The organism is Bradyrhizobium sp. UFLA05-109 (assembly GCF_054185165.1).
Genome location: NZ_JBBIAR010000112.1, coordinates 1 through 21,600 on the forward strand (window position 1 = coordinate 1; position 21,600 = coordinate 21,600).

20 protein-coding genes and 2 pseudogenes are annotated in these 21,600 nt (G+C 63.8%); 9 read left to right on the forward strand and 13 right to left on the reverse strand.

Annotated features, from left to right (window positions below):
• The 4 genes from Q3C01_RS42810 to Q3C01_RS42825 all read left to right on the forward strand — a co-directional run.
• A partial coding sequence (locus Q3C01_RS42810) for a tripartite tricarboxylate transporter substrate-binding protein (protein ID WP_458151350.1) occupies window positions 1-276 on the forward strand: 276 nt, incomplete at its 5' end.
• Window positions 277-288: 12 nt separating this feature from the next.
• Entirely contained in the window at window positions 289-762 is a 474-nt protein-coding gene (locus tag Q3C01_RS42815) for a (2Fe-2S)-binding protein (RefSeq protein WP_458151351.1), read from the forward strand.
• Window positions 763-764: 2 nt separating this feature from the next.
• On the forward strand, window positions 765-2,891 hold the full coding sequence (locus Q3C01_RS42820; RefSeq protein WP_458151369.1) for a xanthine dehydrogenase family protein molybdopterin-binding subunit: 2,127 nt from the start codon (window positions 765-767) through the stop codon (window positions 2,889-2,891).
• Window positions 2,888-3,586 carry a molybdate ABC transporter substrate-binding protein gene (locus Q3C01_RS42825; RefSeq protein WP_458151352.1) on the forward strand — a complete coding sequence of 233 codons (699 nt, stop codon included), beginning with the start codon at window positions 2,888-2,890 and terminating at the stop codon, window positions 3,584-3,586. The genes Q3C01_RS42820 and Q3C01_RS42825 overlap by 4 nt, the downstream gene beginning before the upstream one ends.
• Window positions 3,587-3,859: 273 nt before the next feature.
• Here the strand turns inward: Q3C01_RS42825 and Q3C01_RS42830 are convergent, their stop codons facing one another.
• The 5 genes and pseudogenes from Q3C01_RS42830 to Q3C01_RS42850 form a co-directional block, all read right to left on the reverse strand.
• Entirely contained in the window at window positions 3,860-4,666 is an 807-nt protein-coding gene (locus Q3C01_RS42830) for an SDR family NAD(P)-dependent oxidoreductase (protein WP_458151353.1), read from the reverse strand.
• 79 nt (window positions 4,667-4,745) lie between these two features.
• Entirely contained in the window at window positions 4,746-6,038 is a 1,293-nt protein-coding gene (locus tag Q3C01_RS42835) for a TRAP transporter large permease (RefSeq protein ID WP_458151354.1), read from the reverse strand.
• Window positions 6,029-6,130, reverse strand: a pseudogene (locus Q3C01_RS42840) (TRAP transporter small permease); the annotation flags it as partial. The pseudogene Q3C01_RS42840 and the gene Q3C01_RS42835, both read right to left, overlap by 10 nt.
• Before the next feature lie 24 nt (window positions 6,131-6,154).
• Window positions 6,155-6,382: pseudogene (locus tag Q3C01_RS42845) on the reverse strand (TRAP transporter small permease); the annotation flags it as partial.
• Between the two features lie 62 nt (window positions 6,383-6,444).
• Window positions 6,445-7,416, reverse strand: coding sequence for a TRAP transporter substrate-binding protein (locus Q3C01_RS42850; protein WP_458151355.1), 972 nt, complete (start codon window positions 7,414-7,416; stop codon window positions 6,445-6,447).
• A 511-nt stretch (window positions 7,417-7,927) separates the two neighbouring features.
• On the opposite strand from Q3C01_RS42850, the gene Q3C01_RS42855 reads away from it, so the two are divergent.
• On the forward strand, window positions 7,928-8,704 hold the full coding sequence (locus tag Q3C01_RS42855; RefSeq protein ID WP_458151356.1) for a cyclase family protein: 777 nt from the start codon (window positions 7,928-7,930) through the stop codon (window positions 8,702-8,704).
• Window positions 8,705-8,716: 12 nt separating this feature from the next.
• On the opposite strand, the gene Q3C01_RS42860 is transcribed toward Q3C01_RS42855, so the two are convergent.
• From Q3C01_RS42860 to Q3C01_RS42870, 3 genes are all read right to left on the reverse strand, one after another.
• A complete protein-coding gene (locus Q3C01_RS42860; RefSeq protein WP_458151357.1) occupies window positions 8,717-9,445 on the reverse strand; it encodes a Crp/Fnr family transcriptional regulator in 729 nt (242 codons plus the stop codon).
• Between the two features lie 288 nt (window positions 9,446-9,733).
• Window positions 9,734-9,868, reverse strand: coding sequence for a hypothetical protein (locus Q3C01_RS42865; RefSeq protein ID WP_458151358.1), 135 nt, complete (start codon window positions 9,866-9,868; stop codon window positions 9,734-9,736).
• Window positions 9,869-9,973: 105 nt separating this feature from the next.
• Window positions 9,974-10,687 carry a helix-turn-helix domain-containing protein gene (locus Q3C01_RS42870; protein ID WP_458151359.1) on the reverse strand — a complete coding sequence of 238 codons (714 nt, stop codon included), beginning with the start codon at window positions 10,685-10,687 and terminating at the stop codon, window positions 9,974-9,976.
• Between the two features lie 155 nt (window positions 10,688-10,842).
• On the opposite strand from Q3C01_RS42870, the gene Q3C01_RS42875 reads away from it, so the two are divergent.
• Window positions 10,843-11,172 (forward strand): c-type cytochrome, encoded by a 330-nt coding sequence (locus Q3C01_RS42875; RefSeq protein ID WP_458151360.1) that lies wholly within the window; start codon window positions 10,843-10,845, stop codon window positions 11,170-11,172.
• A 20-nt stretch (window positions 11,173-11,192) separates the two neighbouring features.
• Here the strand turns inward: Q3C01_RS42875 and Q3C01_RS42880 are convergent, their stop codons facing one another.
• From Q3C01_RS42880 to Q3C01_RS42900, 5 genes are all read right to left on the reverse strand, one after another.
• Window positions 11,193-12,296, reverse strand: a complete 1,104-nt coding sequence (locus Q3C01_RS42880) for an ABC-type transport auxiliary lipoprotein family protein (protein ID WP_458151361.1) — start codon at window positions 12,294-12,296, stop codon at window positions 11,193-11,195.
• A 3-nt stretch (window positions 12,297-12,299) separates the two neighbouring features.
• Window positions 12,300-13,079 carry an ABC transporter ATP-binding protein gene (locus Q3C01_RS42885; RefSeq protein WP_458151362.1) on the reverse strand — a complete coding sequence of 260 codons (780 nt, stop codon included), beginning with the start codon at window positions 13,077-13,079 and terminating at the stop codon, window positions 12,300-12,302.
• A gap of 2 nt (window positions 13,080-13,081) precedes the next feature.
• Window positions 13,082-14,218, reverse strand: a complete 1,137-nt coding sequence (locus Q3C01_RS42890) for an MlaE family ABC transporter permease (protein WP_458151363.1) — start codon at window positions 14,216-14,218, stop codon at window positions 13,082-13,084.
• Between the two features lie 147 nt (window positions 14,219-14,365).
• A complete protein-coding gene (locus tag Q3C01_RS42895) occupies window positions 14,366-17,059 on the reverse strand; it encodes a bifunctional acetate--CoA ligase family protein/GNAT family N-acetyltransferase (RefSeq protein WP_458151364.1) in 2,694 nt (897 codons plus the stop codon).
• A 68-nt stretch (window positions 17,060-17,127) separates the two neighbouring features.
• Window positions 17,128-17,970 carry a universal stress protein gene (locus Q3C01_RS42900; RefSeq protein WP_458151365.1) on the reverse strand — a complete coding sequence of 281 codons (843 nt, stop codon included), beginning with the start codon at window positions 17,968-17,970 and terminating at the stop codon, window positions 17,128-17,130.
• Window positions 17,971-18,147: 177 nt separating this feature from the next.
• Here Q3C01_RS42900 and Q3C01_RS42905 point away from each other — a divergent pair, with 177 nt between their 5' ends.
• The 3 genes from Q3C01_RS42905 to Q3C01_RS42915 form a co-directional block, all read left to right on the forward strand.
• Complete coding sequence (locus tag Q3C01_RS42905) at window positions 18,148-19,131, forward strand: zinc-dependent alcohol dehydrogenase family protein (RefSeq protein ID WP_458151366.1); 984 nt, start codon at window positions 18,148-18,150, stop codon at window positions 19,129-19,131.
• 12 nt (window positions 19,132-19,143) lie between these two features.
• Window positions 19,144-20,685 carry a bifunctional aminoglycoside phosphotransferase/ATP-binding protein gene (locus Q3C01_RS42910; protein WP_458151367.1) on the forward strand — a complete coding sequence of 514 codons (1,542 nt, stop codon included), beginning with the start codon at window positions 19,144-19,146 and terminating at the stop codon, window positions 20,683-20,685.
• 8 nt (window positions 20,686-20,693) lie between these two features.
• A partial coding sequence (locus tag Q3C01_RS42915; RefSeq protein WP_458151368.1) for a CHAD domain-containing protein occupies window positions 20,694-21,600 on the forward strand: 907 nt, incomplete at its 3' end.

The following is a 21,600-nucleotide window of genomic DNA, read 5'->3' on the forward strand; positions in this document are numbered from 1 at the left end:
GTGCTGCCGAACGTTCCCACCGCAGGCGAAGCCGGCGTACCCGGCTATGAAGCAACCATCTGGCTCGGCCTGATGGCGCCGGCGGGGACGCCGAAACCGGTCATCGACAAGCTCAACGCCGCCGTGACGGCACTGGTGAAGCGGCCCGACATCGTCAAGCTATGGACCGAACAAGGCGCCGTGCCGATGGTGATGGCGCCGGATGAGTTCGAAAAATTCCTGCGCGGCGACATCGTGAAATGGGCTGATGTCGTCAAGAAATTCGACAAGTCCTGAGGTCGTCGAGCAATGCCAACCATTCGATTCCGCCTGAACGGCTCCGACACCGCGATCGACGCCAATTCCGATCAGACACTGCTCGCGGCGCTGCGCGGCAAGCTTGGCCTCATGGGCAGCAGCCATTTCGGCTGCGGCGCCAATGAATGCGGGGCGTGCTACGTGATGGTCGATGGCCACGCGCTCGCCTCCTGCGACATGCCGCTGTGGTCGGTCGCCGGCAAGGAGGTCACGACCGTGGAAGGCCTCGGCACGCCGGAGCATCCGCATCCGCTGCAGCGCGCCTTCATCGCCGAGCAGGCGATGCAATGCGGCTATTGCGTACCGGGCATTTTGATCAGCGCAGCGGCACTGCTGCAACGCAAGACGTCACCGACCGAAACGGAGGTCAGGGAAGCGCTCGATCGCAACCTCTGCCGCTGCGGCTCGCAGAACCGCATGGTGCGGGCGGTGCTGCGCGCAGCATCGGAAATGACCCCGCCATGAGCATGCCATCCCCTACCCCGCAACTGCCGCCCAGCCTGGCTGCCAATCCAAGGCTGTCGTCCTGGGTGAAAATCACGCCCGACGGGCGTGTGGCGATCTCACCGGGCAAGGTCGAAATCGGCCAGGGTATCGTCACGGCGCTGGCGCAGATCGCTGCCGACGAGCTCGACGTCGATGTCGGCCGGATCGCCATGATCCGCGCCTCGACGGCCGCGAGCCCCAACGAAGGCGTCACCTCAGGCAGCCTCTCGATCCAGCAATCGGGCCTCGCGCTGCGCCAGGTCTGCGCCGAGGTGCGCGGGCTGTTCCTCGCCGCGGCGTCGGAACGACTCGGCGTCGATGCTTCGACGCTCGAGATCGACGATGGCATGATGTCTGGACCGGGCAATGTCCGGACCAGCTATTGGGAGCTCGCCGGCGAGGTCTCACTCGATCGCAACGCGTCAGCGGACGTCGTCGCGAAGCCGGCCGCCGCGCGCGGCGTTGCCGGGCAATCCATTCAACGGATCGACATTCCCGACAAGGTGTTCGCGCAGCCGCGATTCATTCACGACGTGCCGCTGGCGAACATGCTGCATGGCCGCGTGCTGCGGCCGGAGCTATCGGGCGCAAAGCTCGTCGCGCTCGATGACACCGCAGCGCGCGCGGCTGCCGGGTTCGTCGCGATCGTGCGTGACGGCAGCTTCGTGGGCGTCATCAGCGAGACCGAGGATGGCGCCGAGACCGCGTTGAAAGCGTTGCGCAAGGGCGCGACCTGGTCGGCGGGCGAGACGCTGCCGGACGAGGACGACCTGGCTGCCTTCCTGAAGAGCCAGCCGGTCGAGACGCGGATCATCGAAACCAAAACCGCAGCCGCGCCGAAACAGATCGCGCGCACGATCAGCCGGCAGTACACCCGTCCCTATATCGCGCACGCCTCGATCGCGCCGTCCTGCGCGATGGCGCAATGGAAGGGAAATCACGTCCACGTCTGGACGCACAGCCAGGGCGTCTACATGCTCCGCGCCGACCTTGCGATCGTGCTGAAGCTGCCGGCCGAGAACATCACCGTCGAGCACATGGAGGGTGCCGGCTGCTACGGCCACAATGCCGCCGATGACGTGGCGCTCGACGCGGTGCTGCTGGCACGAGCAGCCGGTGGACGTCCGGTGCGTGTGCAATGGTCGCGACACGATGAAATGTCGCACGCGCCGTTCGGTGCGGCCATGGCGATCGAAATCGAGGCCGATCTCGACGCGCACAGCGAGATCGTCGGCTGGCGCCACCGGGTCTGGAGCAACGGCCATACCGCGCGGCCCGGACGCGCGGCGCAGCCTGCCCTGCTCGCGGCAACCGAACTCGCAACGCCCTACCCACGCCTGATCTCGTCGGATCCTCCGGCGGCCAATGGCGGTGGCAGCGATCGCAACTCCGTTCCCCTCTTTGACTTCCCCGCCTGGACAATCGAAAGCCATCGCCTCCTCACAATGCCCATACGCACCTCGGCGCTGCGGACACTCGGCGCGCAGGGGAATGTGTTTGCGATCGAATCCATACTCGACGAGATCGCGGCTATCGGCAGTGAAGACCCCGTCCAGTTCAGGCTGCGCCATTTGCGCGACCAGCGGGCGAAGGATGTGATCCGCGCCGTTGCGGCGCGTGCGAACTGGAAGCCGGAAAAGAAAGCGGGGATCGGGTACGGCCTCGGCTTTGCACGCTACAAGAACACCGGTGCCTATTGCGCGGCAATTGCCGAGATCGAAGGCGCAGAGGACATTCGCGTCAAGCGGCTGACGCTCGCGGTCGACGTCGGCGAAGCCATCAATCCGGATGGCGTGGTCAATCAGATCGAGGGCGGCGCGATCCAGGCCACGAGCTGGGTCTTGAAGGAGCGCGTCCGCTTCGACCGCACACGCATCACCTCGACGTCCTGGTCGGACTATCCGATCCTCACCTTCAGCGAGGTGCCTGCCGTCGACGTCGAGATCATCCAGCGGCCGGAGATCGCGCCGGTCGGCGCCGGCGAAGCCGCCCACGGCCCGGTGACGGCGGCGATTGCGAATGCGGTGTTCGATTGCCTCGGGATCCGCGTGTGCGACCTGCCGATCACGCGCGAGAGGCTGATCGCAGCAATGGAGCTTGCATCGTGACGGCGATCCATATTTTGAGCGGCGGCGCGGCGCAGGGCCTCGTCGCTCAGCTTGCCGAGAACCTCAAAGCACGGACCGGCTACGAGATCGAAGGCGAGTTCGGCGCGGTCGGCCTGATGGCCGACAAATTGCGTGGAGGCACGCCGGCAGACATCCTCATCCTGACGCGCGCGCTCGTGACCAGGCTTGCCGAAGAAACGCTTGTCGATCCGACCTCGATGGTCGACGTCGGCGTGGTCGAGACCGCGCTCGCCGTCCGGGCCGACCACCCCAAGGTCACCGTCAAGACCGAGTCCGACCTGCGGGAAGCGCTGCGCGCGGCCGATGCGATCTTCGTTCCCGACACCAAGGCCTCCACGGCCGGAATTCATGTCGCCAAGACGTTGGACCGGCTCGGCATCGCCGGAGAGGTTGCGTCTCGCCTCAAGATCTTTCCGAACGGCGCAACCGCGATGCGGCAGCTCGCAGCATCCGATGCCAAACGGCCGATCGGATGCACGCAGGCGACCGAAATCATCGCAACGGAGGGTATTGTGCTGTCCGGCTCGCTGCCTCCGGGACACGAGCTTGCGACAATGTACACAGCAGGTGTGACGACGCGCGCGGCACATGTCGCCGCGGCGCGTGTCCTGATCGAACTGCTCGCCGGCGCAGACCAGAAAGAGCTGCGACGGCGCGTGGGCTTTGCAGGCTAGCAGGGAATGGCTTTAGGTCGAATCGACTTTGCCAGGGGCTCGCTCAACCTCTCCCGCTTGCGGGAGAGGCATTGGCCGCCTTCGGCGGCGGTCCTCTTAAGGAACGCCGAGGCGATACCTCGGCTATGGCGAAGCGCCGGGTGAGGGCACTCTCCCCTTGGGGATTGTCCACTGCGGAGACACCCTCTCCCCAGCCCTCCCCCGCAGGCGGGGGAGGGAGCGCACCTTCCTTGTGGCAACAATCAAGCCTAATCACGCTTTAGACGACTCGCGCTATTTGCTGAGCTGCGTGAGACCGGTTGGCGGTCCGTCGACCGCCGTCCAGCCGCCGTCGACGAACAACGTGCTGCCGCTGACATAGCTTGCGGCATCGGAGGCGAGATAGGCGACCGCCGTCGCGACCTCGTCGGCACTGCTCCAGCGATTGAAGACGGTATGCCTGGCATAGAGATCGTAGATGTCCGGACGCTGCTTGAACGGGCTGGTCAGCGCGGTCTCGGCAATGCTTGGCGCAATCGCGTTGACGCGAACGCCGGCATGTCCGACCTCGGACGCAAAGCCCTTTACCAGGAGGCCGATCGCCGCCTTGGTCGAACCATAGATGCCAAGGCCTGGCTCGATGGTGACCGCGCGCACCGAGGAACAGGCGATGATGCTGCCGCCCTTCTGCTCAACCATGATGCGGCCGAAGGCCTGGAAGAACCAGACGGTGCCCTTGACGTTCAGGTTGAGGACGCGGTCGAGATCGTCCTCGGTATAATCGAGAATGGTCTTGCGGATGTTCAGCCCTGGCGTCGTCACCGCGATGTCGAGCCGTGCGAATTTCTGCATCACCGTCGCGGCCAGCGCATTGACATCCGCGGCGTTCGCAGCGTCGCACGCAGCCGCCTCGGCCCAACCGCCCTTGTCGCGAATGCCGGCGGCCGTCGCTTCCGCTGCGTCCAGCGCACGATCGGCGCACACAACACGGGCACCGAGCCCGGCCAGCGCCTCGGCCGACGATCTGCCGATGCCGGACGCGGCGCCGAGCACCACCGCCGTCTTGCCGGTGAGATCAAAGAGCTTGCGATAGTCCGTCACAGACAGATTCTCCCTGTTGCTGCGAGGCAAAGTATCGCAAGGCCGGTTCGCCGGCCAAGTGCCGTCGAACGCGCGGCAGCTATCCCTTGTATCCCATCAGCAGGCGCGGCAGCCAAAGCGAGAAGGCGGGGACGTAGGTCACGAACATGAGCGCTGCGATCAGGGCGGCGTAGAACGGCAGGATGGTGCGCATCACCGCGCCCACCGAGATGCCGCCGATGGCGCAGCCCACGAACTGCGTCGTTCCGACCGGCGGGGTGTTCAGCCCCAGGGCGCAGTTGATCAGCATCAGCATGCCGAACTGCACGGGATCCATGCCCGCCTTCATCGCGATCGGCAGGAAGATCGGGGTGCAGATCAGGATGGTCGCCGCCATGTCCATGAAGGTGCCGAGCAAAAACAGGATGACGTTGATGAGCAGGAAGATCATCCAGGGTTCCGAAGACACCTTGTTCATCATGTCGCCGGCGAGGTCAGCCACCTCGTAGAGTCCCATCAGATACTGGAACATGGTGGAAACGCCGATCAGCAGCAGCACCACGCCCGTCGTCTTCACCGCCTTGGCCGCGGCCCGCAGGAAGTTCCGCAAGGTCATCGTGCGGTAAATGAAGAAGGTCAGCAGGATCGTGTAGGTGACCGCGACGGCCGCGGATTCAGTTGCAGTAAAGACGCCAGACAGAATGCCCGCCAGGATGATGCCGACGATCAGAAGGCCGGGCAGAGCGGCTGCGAACGAGCGGAAAACCTCGGCCCAGCCCGGGAACTTGCCGGCCGGATAGCCTCGCTTCACCGCGACCGCGTAAGCGGCAACCAGCATGCACGCCATCAGCACGAGTGCTGGCAAGATGCCGGCGGCGATCAGCGCGCCGATCGACACCTTGCCGCCGGCGGCCAGGGCATAGATGATCATGTTGTGGCTGGTCGGCATGAGGGCTCCGACCAGCGAGGCGTGGGTGGTGACGTTGACGGCGTAGTCGGTGTCGAAGCCTTCTTTCTTCATCATCGGGATCATCACCGCTCCCATCGCCGACACGTCGGCCACGGGCGAACCGGATACGCCGCCGAACAGCGTGCAGGCCACCACGTTCGACATGCCGAGGCCGCCGCGGATGTGTCCGACGAGGTTCTTGGCAAGCTGCACGATCTTGTCGGCGACGCCGCCATGCAGCATCAGCTCACCGCTGAAGACGAAGAACGGTATGGCGAGGAAGGAGAAGATGTTCATCCCCGACATCATCTGCTGGAAGATGACGGCAACCGGCAGGCCTTCGTAGAGGATGGTACAAATGGCCGAGAGGCCGATCGCGAAGGCGACCGGTACGCCGAGGATGAGGAAGCCGAAGAAGGTGGCGCCGAGAATGATCAATTCCATGAGGGGACGACCTCTTCGCCGCGCAGGAGAGCAATGATGTGCTCGATTGAAAAGGAGACGATCAGGACGCCGGAGGCGATCAACGGTACGTAGCCTGTCTCTTATACACATCTGACATACAGGATGAGAACCAGCGCAAGGTTCTCCGTCCAGGTCGGGCTGGAATTAAGCACATAACGTCCGAACACCTGGTAGAACACGATGGTGACGATGACGAGCAGGCCGCTCACGGACAGGTACATGCCCACGCGAGCGACGGTGGCATTGATCCGCGACAGCAAACCGGTAGACGGGCGTGCCGCAGCGGCCTCCGGCTCGTGGCTTGCGACGTGTGGGTCTGTCATTCCCGCCTCTCCTTGCGAGGGTCCGGCGTCGCCGCTCGGCGACGCCGGAAGCCGACGCGTTCTTACTTCGTGTCCTGGATACGCTTGACGAGGCTCTTCAGCTTTTCGTCACCGGCAAACTTGTCGTACACCGGCTTCATCGCATCGACGAACTCCTGCTTGTTGGCGATCGTGATGACCTGAACGCCGGCCGCTTCGACGGTCTTGCGGGACGCCTCCTCACGCTCGTCCCAGAGCTTGCGCATCACGGGCACCGAGTTCTTGGCCGCCTTGCGGATCATCGCCTGATCCTCCTTGCTCAGCGTGTCCCAGACCTTCTTGGACATCACCAAAACTTCGGGCGCCAGGGAGTGCTCGGTGACGTTGTAGAACTTGGCTGCCTCGAAGTGCCGCGACGATTCGTAAGAGGGCCAGTTGTTTTCGGCGGCGTCAACAAGACCGGTCTTGAGCGCGGTATAGACCTCGCCATACGGCATCGGCGTCGGGTTGGCCCCCAAGCTCTGGATCATGCCGACCCACAGGTCGGATTGCTGGACGCGGATCTTCAGGCCCTTGACGTCAGCGAGCGACTTGATCGGCGCCTTGACGGTGTAGATGGAGCGAGCGCCGCTGTCGTAATAGGCAAGGCCGATGAGACCCGCAGGCTCCATCGCCGCCAAAATTTCATCGCCGATCGGCCCGTCGAGAACGTTACGCATGTGCTGCGTGTCCCGGAAGACGAACGGCAGACACAACGCGATGGTTTCCGGCACGAAGTTGTTCAACGGCGATGCGTTGATCCGCATCATGTCGAGCGCGCCGATCTTGAGCTGCTCGATGGTGTCCTTCTCAGAGCCCAGGGCTCCATTGGGATACACCTTGACACCGAGCTTCCCGCCGCTCGCCGTCGCGAGCTCCTTGCCCATGGACCTGACGGCTTCGACGGTCGGATAATCGGCGGGGTGTACGTCGGCGGAGCGGAAATCGCGTGCGGTCGCCAGGGGTGCTGTGACCGCCAGCGCAACGGCTGTGATGATGCCGGTTAGTGTCTTCATCTGATCTTTCCTCCTCAATTGATTATGTCGTCGTTGCGCAGGTGCTGCGGGCCGCCTTAAGGCGCTCCTGTTCAGGTGTGAAGTCAAGCGTCACAAACGCACCACCTTCGTAGCATTGTGCGACGGAGTCCGGTGGATTCTGCAGCTTCATGATCTCCGGCGCGAAGTCCTCGGCGTTGTCGCATGGAGAATAGCGGCGGGGACTTGCGCGGCAAGTGCCGGCCTCCCCGCAATCGCGGCTCGCCGCCAATGCCGGATACGAGATAGACGATGCTCGTTGTATCCATGGACGTTCCTCTCGATTTACGCTCGACCGCTATTGCTTGCGGCTTGGGGGCTCGGACGGGACGGCCAACCCCATCCCTGTGCGCATGTCGCCAATGTCGTCCCTAGGACGGGCGGCATTCTGAGTCCAAGCCAAATCCGGCATCGATCAATGCAGGAGTTGCATCGATCGATCAGCCGCTTCAAGATGCTCCGCAACAGAACGGGACATCTTGAGGAAACATCCATGCCGCGAAAGCTGATCGACATCTCGGTGCCGCTGCAGAATGACGTGCCGGCCGACCCACCCGGCAACCATCCGACGATCCAATACATCGATCATCAGCAGGGCCTGCCGCGCATGCTGCAGTTCTTCGACGGGCTGAAAGCGGAAGATCTGCCTGATGGCCAGGGTTGGGCGGTCGAGCAGGTGTCGCTGTCGACCCATAATGGCACGCATCTCGATGCGCCCTGGCACTTCCATCCCACCATGAACCGCGGCGAGCGCGCCTGGACCATCGATGAGGTGCCGCTGGAATGGTGCCTGCAGCCCGGCGTGAAGCTCGACTTCCGTCACCTGCCGGACGGCTATGTGGCCACCGCCGACGACGTGGAGAAGGAGCTCGAGCGTATCGGGCACGCGCTGTCGCCGCTGGAGATCGTCGTCGTCAACACCAGCGCCGGCGCGAAATTCGGACGCACCGACTACGTCAATTCAGGCTGCGGCATGGGTTATGAGGCCACGATGTATCTGCTCGAGCGTGGCGTGCGTCTGACCGGCACCGACGGCTGGAGCTGGGACGCGCCGTTCGTCCATACCGCGAAGAAATACGCGGAGACCAAGGATGCGAGGCTGATCTGGGAAGGCCACAAGGCCGGGCGTCACATCGGCTATTGCCATCTCGAGAAACTGCACAATCTCGATAAGCTGCCCTCGACGGGCTTCACGGTCTCCTGCTTCCCCGTGAAGATCGAGCGCGCCTCGGCAGGCTGGACGCGGGCCGTCGCCATCATTGACGGCTGACACCGAACTTTGTCACTCGCCTTCGAGACCGCTTTCGGCAAGCTCGCGCAACGCGTCGATGTCGAGCACGACGATGGCGCCATGCTCGAGGCGGACCCAGCTCCGCGCGGCCCAGGCTCGCAACTGCTTGTTGATGCTCTCGCGGGTCATGCCGACCATCTCGCTGATCTCCTGCTGGGTGATCGCGAGGGTTCCGCTGCCGGAGTCGAGCTTGCGCTCCTCGGTCAGGCCAAGCAGCGCGCTGGCGAGCCGTCCCGGCAGGTTCTGCAGGATCACCTGCTCGACCTGCTGGCTGGTCCAGCGCAGCCGTCCGCAGAGCAGCTCGATGAACTTCATCGCCAGTTCCGGCTGGCTCTTCACGAAGGGCAGAAAGTCCCGACGATCGATGATGTAGAGCTCGCAATTGGTATTGGCGGTCGCGTCCGCCGACCGTGGCGCACCATCGAGCACCGCGATCTCGCCAAAAATTTCTCCGGGACCGATCAAATTGAGGATGGCATTGCGCCCATCAGGCGAAGAAGAGGAAATTTTCACCGTGCCGGAGATGACCGCGAAGAGGTTGTTGCCGGGATCGCCCTTCGCCGCAATGGTCGCGCCACGCTTGACGGTCGTATGCTTGGCATAACGGCAGAGCTGATCGAGCGCATCCGGCTCCAGATCAGCGAAGATCGGATGCTTGCGCAGCACCGACAGCTTGTTGCCCGACGACTGCCGGGGATCGCTGGTCTTGTCCTGAGGCACGCCGCCGGACTCCTAAGACTGCGAGGTACTATAGTTCCTGCGTAGTCAACGTTGCCGGGCTTTTCAACCGGAAACCACATATATGCACTTTTGGACAAGGGCCGGTAGTGGGACCGTTCCCGTCACGCGGAATGTGCAGCCATAAGCTGCATCAGCGCGATCGGCCTGATGCTGAGTTGCGAATTAACCATAACGCGACGATGGAGGGCCTTCACCTCGCAGGGCCAAGATGGAGACTCGCCCGACTCCGTTTCAGGCCATGCCAACGCGGCTATGATCCCAGCCGCTTCAATGTTTGAAGGCTGTTTCGTTCGACTTGAGCCGGTTGGGCCTCGTTTGGCGGTCCGCCCACGCTAACACTGCCGCAAAGGCGACGAAGACGGTCACAACGGCAATAGTCATCAACAGCGCATCGATCGGCATGGTGCCCCTCCCCCCGAGTTCATCAACCTGGGCATTATGCGCGGCGGCCGACCGTCGTCGTTGATCGCGATCAAAAATCAGCGATCACCATGGAAAGGGGGTCTCTCACGCTGCCGCCAAGGCCTCGGCGCGCGCCGGATCGAGCAGGCTGATACCGCCATGGATGATCTCGATCACACCGACGCGCTCGAGCTTGGTGAAGGTGCGGCTGACCGTTTCAATGGTCAGTCCGAGATAGTCGGCGATGTCCTGGCGGCTCATCGGCAATGGCACCGTGTTCGACCGCCCGTTGAGCTGTATCAGGCGCTCGCGCCAGCTCAGGAAAAAGGTTGCGACCTTCTCCTCCGCGGAACGGCGTCCGAGCAGAACCATGTGGTCGCGAGCCTGGCTCAACTCGCGCACGGCCAGCTCGTTGATGCGGCGAAGCAGATGCGACCTGTCCTCGATGAAACGTCCGAACGCTGCCTTGGCAAACTGGCAAACCGTCACGGGGCCGATCGCGTCCGCAGAAAAGTTGTGGCGACCGGAGACATTCATCCCCAGGAAGTCGCCTGGCAGCGCGAAGCCGACGATTTGCCGGCGCCCATCCGGCAACAGCTTGTAAAGCCTCATCACGCCTTCGAGAAGGTTGTAGAAGGATGTCGTGATGTCCTCTTCGGAAAACACCGTCTCGCCGGCGGTAAAATGCACGCGGCGCCCCAGATGCTCGAACTCCCTCAGCTCAGCCGCATCGAGCGAAGCGCACACGCTGAACTCACGTATCGAGCACTCCTTGCAGAAGTGCCCGCTGGGTTCGATTGCAACCGGGGAAGACTTCATCCATCGCTCCAGCCAGGCGCCACGCTCTTCGGCTTAGGCCGAGTCTGCCGCGCATCGCATTTTACTGCCTTGTCACAAACGCAGTTGACCCAGATCAATTTTGCAAGGCGTCGCGTCCGTATTCTCTGCGCGGGCTCTTCGAGAATAATCCTTCCATGCTGCAATCCGCGCCTCGTCAAATCCTGATCGCGCTTCTCCTGGCAACGCCAGCCCTCGCCGCCTCCAAGGCCGAGCAATGCGGCGAGGCCTACGCGCGCGCCAATTGCGCGCGCTGCCATGCAATCGATCGCAGGTCGGAAAGCCCGCTGAAGATCGCCCCGCCATTCCGGACATTGCATCGACGCTACCCGATTGAGACGCTCGGAGAAGCGCTCGCGGAGGGCATCTATACCGGCCACGCCGACATGCCGGCCTTCGAGCTCAATCCAGACCAGATCCACGATCTCCTGTCCTATCTGAAGACGCTGGAAAAGCGCCTGCCATGATGGTCTTTGGCGCAGTAAGACTAGACCGACTGCACGGTCCAGCCGATCAGCTCCTTTGCAATCCGGGCAAACGCGGCGTTGAAGGCCTCGACCGCGGCAGCCGGCTCGATCTTGTCGAGCTTCTCGGTCGCCTCCAGAAGTCGTGACGCAACCACCTTGCCGTTCTTGTCGACGATCCTGGCCGAGAGGCCGATCTCGGCGACCGGATCGCCGTCGGTCGATATCCGGAAGCGCCTGACGTCGATCAGAAGCTGATGGTCCGCCTGACCGACATCGCTCGTTCGCAACGGGGCGTGCGCGATGTCGTAGTTCTCGAAGCTATCGATCAGCCTCGCCTGCAGGAGCTTGGGAATGCTGTCGGCCCACAGGAACTCGGCAAAGCCGGGATAGTCCCTGACCGGTGAAAACAACATTCGCTGTGTCTGCAACATCGCCACCGCGGTCGGTTCAGGGATTGCCAGCGCTTCCGACAGGGTCTTGCCGACGGCCCCGAGATTCCGGGGCGCGCGAAGATCAAAGGTGATCTTCTGTACCGGCGTCGCGCCACCCGTCATCCTCTCCAGCCCTGCGACGATGCCGTCGAGCTTGCCGGTATTGCGCGCAAGCCCGTCAGAAAATGTCTTGAAGTTGGCGATCGTGTCCTTGAGCGGACCGGAATTCTCTTCCAGCACCGAATCCACGCGGCGCAGCGCATCGCGTGCCGCCTGCGTCATGCTCTGTCCGGCACCGGCATCGGCGATCAGCACCGGTATCTCGCCCGGCTTGGCGACGATCATGCCGCCCTCCAGCGCCACCACCGGCACGCCGGTCAGGCCCTGGAAATCCAGGCCGACCTTGGTATCGGCACGCACCGGCGTGGCTGACGCCACCGAGATCGTCGCATTGACGAAGCGCGGGTTGTCCGGCGCCAACGCGAGCGCGGTGACCTCACCGACGCGGATGCCGTTGAAGAGCACACCGGCACCGACCAGCAGTCCCGGCACGGGGCCCTGGAATTGCACGTGGTAGCTCGTGCGCGGCCCAATGCCGCCGGTGTTGTTCAGCCAGTAGATGAAGCCGAAGACCGCAAGAATCGCCGCCATCACGAAGGCACCGATCAGGACGTAGGGAGCGCGGGTTTCCATGTCTCATCTCATCTGGGGTTGCAGCATCTGGGAACGCTTGCCGTGGAAATAGGCGCGCACCCAGGGATGCTCGGATCGAAGCAGCTCGCGCATCGGCCCGATGGCCACGATCTTTCCGTCCGCAAGCGCAGCGACGCGATCGCACACGGTCGTAAGGCTGGCGAGATCATGGGTGACCATGAATACGGTGAGCCCCAACGTCTTCTGCAAGGTCTTGATCAACGCATCGAAATCGCCGGCCGCGATTGGATCGAGGCCCGAGGTCGGCTCGTCCAGGAACAGGATCGGCGGGTCCAGTGCCAGCGCGCGCGCCAACGCCACGCGCTTGGTCATGCCGCCGGATAGTTCTGCCGGATATTTGTCGCCATCCTGCGGCCGCAATCCCACCATCTCGAGCTTTGCGGTCGCGATCTCGTCCATCAATTCCTGTGACAGGTCGAGATTTTCGCGGAGCGGAAACTGGATGTTCTGCCGCACCGTCAGCGATGAGAACAGCGCGCCCTGCTGAAACAAGATGCCCCATTGGCTCGCGACGCTCTGGGTGCTGCGATCGTGCGTCGCGCCGATCGGCTGGTCCATCACGTCGATCTCACCGCCCTGGCGTGGGATCAGGCCGATGATCGTGCGCATGAGCACCGACTTGCCACCGCCCGACGCGCCAACCAGCCCGAGGATCTCGCCCCGGCGGACATCGAGCGACAGATGATCGAGCACGATCTGGCGGCCGAAGCCGACCACGAGATCGCGGACGTGGATCGCGAACGCTTGCGACGTATCCGCCATCGTCACATTCCGATCGAAGCGAAGAAGATCGCAAACAGGCCGTCGAGCACGATGACGAGGAAGATCGACTTCACCACCGATGTCGTCGTCTGCTTGCCCAGCGACTCGGCGCTGCCCTTCACCCGCAGCCCCTCGCTGCAGGCGACGATGCCGATCACCAGCGCCATGAACGGAGCCTTGAGGATGCCGACCTTGAAATGGGTGACGGAGATCGCCTCGTGCAGCCGGGCGAGATAGATCGCCGGCCCCATGTCGCCGTAGAACTGCGCGACCAGGCCGCCGCCATAGAGCGCGGCAATCGACCCGATGAAGGCCAGGATGGGAAGCGCGATGACGAGCGCCATCACGCGCGGCAGGATCAGCACGTCGACCGGATCGAGCCCCATGGTCGAGAGCGCATCGATCTCCTCTCGCATCTTCATCGAGCCGAGCTCGGCGGTATAGGCGCTGCCCGAGCGCCCGGCGACCATGATGGCGACGATCAGGACGCCGAGCTCGCGCAGCACCAGGATGCCGACCATGTCCACCGTATATGACTCGGCGCCGAACCTGCGAAAATGGAAAAAGCCCTGCTGCGCGATGATCGCGCCGATCAGGAAGGTGATGAGCATGATGATCGGGATCGCCTGCCAGCCGATGCGGTAGAGCTGATAGACCAGCGACGTCAGCCGCAACGATCGCGGCCGCCGCAGGACGCCGATCAAGGCGATGAACAGCGCGCCGAGCATTTGCAGGAAGATCGCGATGTCTTCCCGCGCGCCGACCGTGGCCTTGCCGAGATCGTTCAGTCGCAGCAAAGCCGGGTTGGGCATCGGCACGGGTGCCGGATTGTGGCGATTGACCTGACGAACCTCATCCATGAGGCCGCTGTAATTGTCGGCAACGCCGACGATCTCGGCTGGGCTGCCCGTCGACGGGCTTCGGCGGGAAAGTTTCTCCAGCAACCATGCACCAAGCGTATCGAGCTCGCTCACCCCGCTAATGTCCAACTTCACGAGCTTCGACCGGTCGACGTCAGGCTTCACCGAGCGCGACAGCGATTCGAGTCTCGAGACGTTGGCTGCAGTCCACGACCCGGCCGGGCGCAGTTCGAGCACGTCACCGGACGGCATCGCCGCCAACAGGGGTTCAGCGTTCAAGATCACATCCTCCTCGGGACGACTCGTCCGAAGCTCGCATGCGTTTGTAGGCCGGCACATGGCAGCCAGATTGACCTGCCTCAAGCCGGCCACAAGGTCTCCATGCTTGGCGCAAATCAATCGTGACGGGGCGCGTCTTGCGATCCGCTAGAGCTTCAGCCGCACGTCGCAGATATCAGGCTCGACCGGGTCCGGTTTCACTTCGAAGCCGAGCTGCCGGCACATGTCGAGCATCACGATGTTCTCCTGCAGCACATCGCCCGATATGACCTGCAGTCCCTCCGACCTCGCATATTCGATGATCAGCTGCATCAGGGTCCATCCGAGTCCCCTGCCCTTCAGATCGGATCGCAGCAGAATCGCGTATTCGCCGCTCTCGTAGATCGAGTCCGAATGGATGCGGACCGCGCCAACCATGTCGCCGGTCGCCTCGTCGAAGGCGATGAACGCCATGGCGCGGGCATAGTCGAGCTGGGTCAGGCGCGCGATGAACTGATGGGTGAACTCCTTCATCTGCGCGAAGAAGCGCAGGCGCAGGTCGTGCGGCGTCACGTGCCGCAGGAATTCGTGAATTTTCGGCTCGTCCTCGGGGCGCATCGGCCGCACGAAGATGCGCCAGCCCTCCTTGAGCTCGAGGTGACGCTCCCATTGCGACGGATAGGCTCGGACGGCAAAATTGGCGGGCCCTGAGCCCGCGAATTTTCGCTGCGGCGCCCCGACGGCGACGCGCGCATCGACCGCGGTCACCCCGGCCTCGTCGGCAAGCAGCGGATTGATGTCCAGCTCCCGGATCTCGGGAATGTCGGCGGACATCTGGGCGAGCTTGACCAGCACCATGGCGACGGCGTCCTGCTTGACCGCCGGCACGTCCCGATAGGCGCGCAGCAGGCGCGAGACGCGAGTGTGCTCGATCAGGTCGCGCGCGAGCTGCAGGTCGAGCGGCGGCAGCGCCAGCGCCTTGTCATTGATGATCTCGACCGCGGTACCGCCCCGACCGAACACGACGACCATACCAAAGGTCGGGTCCTCGGCCAGCCCCAGGATCAGTTCGCGCGCCTTCGCCTTCACGACCATGGCCTGCACGATGACGCCGGAAATACGCGCCTTGGGCCGCAGCTTTTTCGCCCGGGCCAGAATATCGGCGGCGGCAGCGCGCACGGCTTCGGGCGTGGTCAGATTGAGGACGACGCCGCCAACGTCGGACTTGTGCACGATGTCGCGCGACAGGATCTTGAGCACGACCGTGGCACCTTGCTCGAATATCTCCCTGGCATAGGCCACCGCCTGCTCGACGTCAGCGGCCGCGTAGGTCGGCACCATGGCGATATCATAGGCCTCGAGCAGCCGCTTGATCTCGACCGGCTCGAGCCATTTGCGGCCGTCCGCGATGGCCGTCCTCACGAACTGTCTGGCGACTTCGACGTCGGGCGCAAACGCGTCGGGCATCGCTGGCGGCACCTGCGTAAGCTCTTCGACCAGCTCGCGATGCCGCACCAGGTGCATGAAGCCGCGCACCGCATCGTCTTCTGTCAGGTAGTTGGGGATGCCGGCGCTTGAGAGCGTCTCGACGATCGTCGGGCCGGCCCCGACCCAGGCGGCGAGCACCGGCTTGGCCCAGCTGCGATGCTGCTCGCGGTATTTCTTGACGAGCTCGGTGACCGTGGTCGCAATATCAGAAGCGGACGCGATGGCAGTCTGGACGTTGAGCACCAGCACGGCGTCGTTGGCGGGGTCGGCGAGCAGCACTTCGAGCGCAGCCGCGTAGCGCGCGGCGTCGGCGTCGCCGACGATGTCGACGGGATTTGCACCCGACCAGGTCGGCGGCAGCACCGCGTCGAGGTTCTGCCGCGTGTCCGGCGTCATGGGCGCGGGAATGCCGCCCAGCTCGACCAGGCGATCGACCGCGAGAACGCCGATACCGCCGCCGTTGGTGAGAATGGCGAGCCGCTTTCCGCCCGGCGATTCGACACGCCCGAGCGTCTCCGCGCAATCGAACAGCTCGCGCAGGTCGGACACACGCAAGATACCGGCACGACGGAACGCCGCGTCGTAAACGGCATCGGCGCCGGCGAGAGCTCCGGTGTGCGTCGCGGCAGCGCGCGCGCCTTGCGCCATGCGGCCGGACTTCACGACGACCACCGGCTTCACCCGCGCCGCCGCGCGCGCCGCCGACATGAATTTCCGCGCGTCCTTGATGGCCTCGATATAGAGCAGGATCGCGCGCGTCTTGTGGTCGAGAGCGAAGTAATCGAGGAGATCGGCTATATCCACGTCGAGCTGATCGCCGATCGAGACGATGCCGGAGAAGCCGACACCGCGCTGAGCCGCCCAGTCCACCATGCCGGCGGCGATCGCCCCCGACTGCGAAATCAGCGCCAGGCTTCCCGCACCGGGCATATGCGCGGAGAAGCTCGCGTTCAGGTTCACGCCGGGCATCATGATCCCCAGGCAATTGGGACCGATCAGCCGCATGCCGTATCGTTGCGCCGCGAGGAGCGCCGCCTCTTCGAGGGAACCCGGACCATGGCCGAGGCCCGCGGTCACGATCAGTGCGCCCGCCGAGCCGCGGCGGCCCGCCTGCTCGATGATGCCGGGGACCTCGCTCGCCGGCACGGTGATGACAACCAGCTCCGGCACGAATCGCAATTCGTCGAGACTGTTCACGGCGGAGACGCCGGCGATCTCGGCATAGCGCGAGTTCACCAGCCCCAGCTCACCCGCAAAGCGAGCCTTGCGGATGTTTTCCAGAACTGCCCGCCCCACGGACACGTGTCGCGGGCTGGCTCCGACGAGCGCCACCGATCGGGGCGACAGCAAATTCTTCAGACGATAGGTCGACATGTCGCAATCATTCGCTCGGCGCCAGGCCATGTGCTTGGAACCCGGCCATGACAGATTGGCTGAAGCATCTAATGCGACATCATAACCCAACAGGGTGGCTCACCGATGACGGTCTTGGTCACGCCGCCCCAGACGATCTCGTTCAGTCGGGAATGGTGGTAGGCCCCCATGATGATCGCATCGATGGCGTGGGCATTCGCATAGCTTCCGAGCACCTTGCCGATGGAACTGCCGTCGATCCTGACGGTTTCGAAGGACGCAAAGACTCCGTGTTCCCTGAGGTGATCGACGAGTCCGGCCCCGGACTTCATCACGTCACCGGCTTGTTCGTCCGTGACAGTGACGATCCGCACCGAAGCCGCCGCCTGCAGGATCGGCAGCGCATCTCCCACTGCCCGCGCGGCGCGCGCGGAATGGTCCCACGCGATCACCACGTTCTCGAATTTAACCCGCAGCTTGTCGGCATACGCTTCGGGACAGAGCAAAAGAGGCCGGCCGGATTCGAAAATCAACTGCTCGATCAGGTGTTCCGACTGGCTGTCGTTGGCCTTGACCGGGACCAGCGTGAGATCGCCGTAACGCGCGCGCTCCGCGATCGCCGACGCAATCGCCGACGCCTCCAATTTGTGCAACTGGCCATCAGCCCGAACGTTCAAGCGGGATGCCGCAGTCCTGAATGCATTCAACAGGTCCTGGACATCAGTCACGGTGCGCAGGGCATGAACCTCCGCCGCATTATCCAGATCCGACGAGACCACCACCATCGGCCGGACGAGAATATCCTCCTCCACGGCGAACGCGGTGATCTTCGCGCCGAGATCGGCGGCTGCCGCCACGCATGTCTCGATCGCGGCCAGCGCCGGCTTACTCGGCTCACCAACAAGCGGCAAAAGGACGTCCTTGATGGGCATTGGGATTCTCCTCTGTCGGTCAAAATAGACCGCTTCCCCACCCGACCCTTGATCCTCATCAAGGCCGAGGGGAACGCCGGCCGGCAAGCCGACGACGAGACTTGATGGACGTCAAGGACTTGCCGTGTTCCCACGCTAGGATCGATATGATCCCTGCGATGGGCCCGGGAGAGACTGATGCGTGCGATGGTGCTGCCCGGCCCGCGAGCGCGGCTGCGGATGGATGAACGACCCGACCCGATCCCCGGCGACGGCCAGATTCGGGTGAAGGTCAGTGCCTGCGGCGTCTGCCGTACCGACCTTCATGTGGTTGACGGAGAGTTGCCCGACATCCGCTATCCGATTGTCCCCGGTCATGAGATCGTCGGCCGCGTCGATCTCATCGGGCCCGACGTGACCACTCATCGGCCAGGAGATCGCGTCGGCATCCCCTGGCTCGGCTACACCTGCGGCACCTGCCGGTTCTGCCGCGAGGGCATGGAAAATCTCTGCGATCACCCGTTGTTCACGGGCTGCACCCGCGACGGCGGTTATGCGACGCATGCCATTGCCGATGCGCGCTACGCATTTCCGCTTGGGGAGGATGGCGACGATGTCGCGATCGCGCCGCTGCTATGCGCGGGCCTGATCGGCTGGCGTTCGCTGGTGATGGCAGGACACGCGGAAAGGCTCGGGATCTATGGCTTCGGAGCCGCGGGCCACATCGTCGCCCAGGTCGCGATTTGGCAGCGGCGATCGGTCTACGCCTTTACGCGCCATGGCGACATCGCGGCGCAGGATTTTGCGCGCAGTCTCGGCGCCGTCTGGGCTGGGGCATCGGACGAGCTGCCCGATGCACCACTCGACGCCGCCATCATCTACGCGCCCGCCGGCGAGCTCGTGCCGGCCGCCTTGCGCGCGGTCCGCAAAGGCGGCCGCGTGGTTTGCGCCGGCATTCACATGAGCGACATTCCGAGCTTCCCCTACAGCCTGCTATGGGAGGAACGGCAGCTGCTTTCCGTCGCCAACCTCACTCGCCATGATGGATTGGATTTTCTGACGATTGCGCCGCAGGCCGGCGTCCGAACCGAGACGACCGTCTTTGCGCTGAGTGAAGCCAACGAGGTTCTGGACAGGTTGCGGGGCGGGCAGATCCTGGGAGCGGCCGTGCTGCGGCCTTGACGATATCAGTACATGACGCCCTCTCACTCAGACACATCGACCCAGGAGCGGATCTTCGCATTCCTGACCGATCCGTCCACGCGCCCTGGCGTCACGCGGATCGACACGCACGCGGCCTCGGTTTTTCTCGACGGCAACCGCGCGCTGAAGATCAAGCGGGCCGTCCGCTTTCCCTTCCTGGACTATTCGACGCTGGAGAAAAGAAAGGCAGCCTGCGAGGAGGAGATCAGGATCAACCAGCCGCTGGCACCGCAGATCTACCGGGGCGTGGTGGCGATCACTGTGGAGCGTGACGGCTCGCTAAGGGTCGGAGGAGAAGGTCCGGCAATCGAGTTCGCCGTGGACATGATCCGCTTCGACGAAAACCGGACGCTGGATCACCTCGCAAAAGCGGGCCCGCTGGATGCGTATCTCGCCACAGGCATCGCCGATGCGATCACGGCCTCGCACGCGATCGCAGGGCGCGTCGAGGCACCTCGCTGGATTGGAACGATCCCGGCGCTGATCGACGGAAATAGCAGGGGTCTGCGGCGCGGCGGCCATGTCTCGACGAGCGAGATCGACAAATTGGCAAGGGCTTCACACGATGCATTCGTGCGCATTCGTGAGCTACTCAGGGATCGCGGACGCCGGGGCTTTGTACGACGCTGCCACGGCGATCTGCATCTCGGAAACATCGTGCTGATCGACAACCACCCGACTCTGTTCGACGCCATCGAATTCGATCCCGAGATGGCTTCGATCGACGTGCTCTATGACCTTGCATTCACACTGATGGACCTGCTGCACTACGAACAGCAATCGGCAGCAAATGTGGCTCTCAATCGCTACCTCGTCACCACTGAGGCTGAAAACGACGACGCACTTGGGGTGCTTCCCCTGTTCATGTCCATCCGCGCGGCGATCCGCACCCAGGTGCTGCTCGCGAAGCTGGCGCGGCCCCACGCCGATGCGACCGGGATCATCGACGATGCGCGCCGCTATTTTCAGCTGGCGCAGGCGCTGATCAATCCCCCGGCTCCCCGCTTGATCGCGGTCGGCGGCCTTTCTGGGACCGGAAAATCGCTGCTCGCGCGCATGCTCGCGCCCCTCATCGCGCCACAGCCGGGAGCCGTCGTGCTGCGCAGCGACGTCGTTCGAAAACGGCTGTTTCAGGTCCAGGAAACGGACCCGCTGCCGCAATCCGCCTATCAGCCCGACGTTACGGCACGGGTCTATGAAACGCTGGCAGAGCGCGCGCGGCGCGTTCTGGCGCAGGGACATTCGGTCATCATCGACGCGGTCTTTGCGCGGCAGTCCGAGCGGAACGGAATGGCCACACTGGCGCGGGCATGCGACGTCCCTCTGACCGGGTTCTTTCTGGTTGCGGACCTGGCGACGCGTCAGGCGCGTATCAGCAGCCGGCGGAACGACGCGTCAGATGCAACGCGAGAGGTTGCCGAGCTTCAGGAGCGCTATAATATCGGCGATCTGGACTGGAGGATCATCGACGCCTCAGGAACACCAGAGCAGACGCGCGACCGTTGCCGGACGGGGATGGCGGGGGACAGGTAACCACGACAATGGCGCGACGCACCACGACACCGGAGGCCACCGCCAGCGTCAAGCCGGCGGCGCCACGGAGCGCCTCGCCGGCTCGCCTGAGCGCGGGAATGGCCTGCGATACCGCATTTCGCATCATAGCCCGCCGTCACCTCAATGCCGTCACGTCTCAGCACGAGGGAACGTGCAGCGGCGACCCTGACGCCCTGCACCAGATTCGCATCGCGCTTACGCGTCTTCGCGCCGCCATCCGCTTCTTTTCTCCCATGGTCGACGACGCCGTGCGGCCGGTCGTCTGGATCGAACTGAGATGGCTGCACAGACAGCTCGGCATGGTGCGCGACCTCGATGCCGCGATCGAGCGAATAGTCGCCGCCAGTGGCGAAGAACTCGCCATGATTGCCCAGCTTCAGTCGTGGCAGGAAAAGCGCGCAGAAAGCCATCGTCTTTTGGCACGGGCGCTGCAATCGGCCCGCTATCGTCGCCTGATCGAGCGGACATCCGGCTGGATCGAGAGCGGCCCCTGGTCAACCAGGCGAGGCAAGGAGGCCATCAGATTGCGCCGCTGCCCGCTCGCCGAACACGCGGCACAGCAGTTGGCGGAGTGGGAAAGGATCCTTCTGAAGAGGTCGCGCAAACTCGCACAACTCGGCGTGAAGGAGCGGCATCGCTTGCGCCTGCGCAACAAGCGACTGTTCTATGCGATCGAGTCCCTCGAGGACCTGTTCGTCGACGAGTCGCTTGAAAAGCAGAAGGCCACTCTGAAACAGTTGCGTCGAGCGCAACGCAGCCTGGGGCAGCTCAATGACGATACGCGCGGCCGCGCGCTTGCCAAGACGTTGAATGATGAGGGCTCGGCCGTAAGTTTTCACTTCCTCGGTCGCAAGCGCAAGAAGGAACTGCTGAAGAAAGCGGCCACTGCCTACA

Bases quoted from the DNA above. Each gene is read 5' to 3' on its own strand.
- Q3C01_RS42815 (WP_458151351.1), top strand. From the start codon at position 289: ATGCCAACCATTCGATTCCGCCTGAACGGCTCCGACACCGCGATCGAC.
- Q3C01_RS42820 (WP_458151369.1), top strand. From the start codon at position 765: ATGCCATCCCCTACCCCGCAACTGCCGCCCAGCCTGGCTGCCAATCCA.
- Q3C01_RS42835 (WP_458151354.1), bottom strand. From the start codon at position 6,038: ATGGAATTGATCATTCTCGGCGCCACCTTCTTCGGCTTCCTCATCCTC.
- Q3C01_RS42850 (WP_458151355.1), bottom strand. From the start codon at position 7,416: ATGAAGACACTAACCGGCATCATCACAGCCGTTGCGCTGGCGGTCACA.
- Q3C01_RS42855 (WP_458151356.1), top strand. From the start codon at position 7,928: ATGCCGCGAAAGCTGATCGACATCTCGGTGCCGCTGCAGAATGACGTG.
- Q3C01_RS42865 (WP_458151358.1), bottom strand. From the start codon at position 9,868: ATGCCGATCGATGCGCTGTTGATGACTATTGCCGTTGTGACCGTCTTC.
- Q3C01_RS42870 (WP_458151359.1), bottom strand. From the start codon at position 10,687: ATGAAGTCTTCCCCGGTTGCAATCGAACCCAGCGGGCACTTCTGCAAG.
- Q3C01_RS42875 (WP_458151360.1), top strand. From the start codon at position 10,843: ATGCTGCAATCCGCGCCTCGTCAAATCCTGATCGCGCTTCTCCTGGCA.
- Q3C01_RS42880 (WP_458151361.1), bottom strand. From the start codon at position 12,296: ATGGAAACCCGCGCTCCCTACGTCCTGATCGGTGCCTTCGTGATGGCG.
- Q3C01_RS42885 (WP_458151362.1), bottom strand. From the start codon at position 13,079: ATGGCGGATACGTCGCAAGCGTTCGCGATCCACGTCCGCGATCTCGTG.
- Q3C01_RS42895 (WP_458151364.1), bottom strand. From the start codon at position 17,059: ATGTCGACCTATCGTCTGAAGAATTTGCTGTCGCCCCGATCGGTGGCG.
- Q3C01_RS42900 (WP_458151365.1), bottom strand. From the start codon at position 17,970: ATGCCCATCAAGGACGTCCTTTTGCCGCTTGTTGGTGAGCCGAGTAAG.
- Q3C01_RS42905 (WP_458151366.1), top strand. From the start codon at position 18,148: ATGCGTGCGATGGTGCTGCCCGGCCCGCGAGCGCGGCTGCGGATGGAT.
- Q3C01_RS42910 (WP_458151367.1), top strand. From the start codon at position 19,144: ATGACGCCCTCTCACTCAGACACATCGACCCAGGAGCGGATCTTCGCA.